The organism is Sphingomonas rhamnosi (genome assembly GCF_036663615.1).
Taxonomy (GTDB): Bacteria; Pseudomonadota; Alphaproteobacteria; order Sphingomonadales; family Sphingomonadaceae; genus Sphingomonas.
Genome location: NZ_JAXOJJ010000035.1, coordinates 1 through 1,003 on the forward strand (window position 1 = coordinate 1; position 1,003 = coordinate 1,003).

The window sequence follows — 1,003 nt, forward strand, 5'->3', positions numbered from 1 at the left end:
CCGGAGCAGCAGAAGCGGAGGAAGCAGCGTGAGCCAAAAAGCCGACATGAGCCTCCACGCCTTCGTTGCGCGCGGCCCAAACAGCGGGACTTTGCTTTTCCCGCACCAGCACCGCGACGGCAGCTACGTCGTGTCAATGACCCGTTTCGAAAAAGACTATATTTATGTCGATGCCCGGACGGACCTGCTCGGCTGGCTGGAAAAGGGTTATCGTTTGCGAATGTCGAATAAAGACGCAGGCGCAGCAGCGCCCAGCTTGATCGAGCCATCGAAAATTTACAGACCAGTGTTGATATGAGCGCAGACCAAGAACGTGGGTATGTAGCACGATAAACACTATCACGATTGAACTCGAAACAAGTGTCGCTGGAGCAAAGCTAATTGTTTGCTTTGGTTGACCGCAGCATCTATTTCAATCCCCATACATTTTTAAGGGATGTGGGTCACGCCGTTGGTGGCAGTGATTATCGAAGGCTTTTCGATAGCTTGGATCGACTTAATCATACTGGCTTCAGGTTGAAACAGGGAACACAGAGGGTTGACCCGCTTCCGCTACTTTTTCAGCTAATCGAGCGATGGGATTATGAGGAGTTCGAAAAAAACGGCTCCTGCCGAGCCCTTCGCGTTAAAGTGTCCCCATGGCTGTTTCGACAAGCCACGCAACCCAAGAAGTTGCTTGCCGTCGATCCGGGGTTTGTCAATTTGACCTCCGGGTTTGAACGAAGGCTATATTTAATTAGTCGTAAGCATGCTCACGGCACCGCAGACGGGTTCAACATTAAGCTTTGCACTTTGCATTGCAAAATGGGGTCGTCTCAACCCTTAGCGAGCTTCTATCGCGACCTTAAACTTCACGTGCAGAAACCAACCCTGGGATACACTTTTCAATGGTTGGAAAGCGCCGATGGAGAGCCGATGTTAAATTTGAAACCTGATAAATCGCACTGGTTTATTGCCGGACTGCAAAAGTCACATTTAGCTGCAAGGTGATTGCCGTGTCATG

Annotated in this window: 2 protein-coding genes; both read left to right on the forward strand. The window is 50.2% G+C overall.

Annotation, left to right across the window (positions count from 1 at the left end; translation table 11 throughout):
- A partial coding sequence (locus tag U1701_RS18665) for a hypothetical protein (protein WP_332784054.1) occupies positions 1 to 298 on the forward strand: 298 nt, incomplete at its 5' end.
- 83 nt (positions 299 to 381) lie between these two features.
- On the forward strand, positions 382 to 990 hold the full coding sequence (locus U1701_RS18670; RefSeq protein WP_332784055.1) for a replication initiator protein A: 609 nt from the start codon (positions 382 to 384) through the stop codon (positions 988 to 990).
- The last annotated feature ends 13 nt before the right edge of the window (positions 991 to 1,003 follow it).